This is a genomic window from Pantoea dispersa (genome assembly GCF_035783935.1).
Lineage (GTDB): Bacteria > Pseudomonadota > Gammaproteobacteria > Enterobacterales > Enterobacteriaceae > Pantoea > Pantoea dispersa_C.
Genome location: NZ_JALKOV010000060.1, coordinates 1 through 227, shown reverse-complemented (window position 1 = coordinate 227; position 227 = coordinate 1). Strand labels below are relative to the sequence as shown.

1 rRNA gene is annotated in these 227 nt (G+C 48.9%); it reads right to left on the bottom strand.

Going from position 1 to position 227, the window contains the following annotated elements:
* Positions 1–227, bottom strand: a 23S ribosomal RNA gene (locus tag MXF20_RS23325); the annotation flags it as partial.

Below are 227 nucleotides of genomic sequence, written 5' to 3'. Positions count from 1 at the left end.
AGCCACAAGTCATCCGCTAATTTTTCAACATTAGTCGGTTCGGTCCTCCAGTTAGTGTTACCCAACCTTCAACCTGCCCATGGCTAGATCACCGGGTTTCGGGTCTATACCCTGCAACTTAACGCCCGGTTAAGACTCGGTTTCCCTTCGGCTCCCCTATGCGGTTAACCTTGCTACAGAATATAAGTCGCTGACCCATTATACAAAAGGTACGCAGTCACCTAACA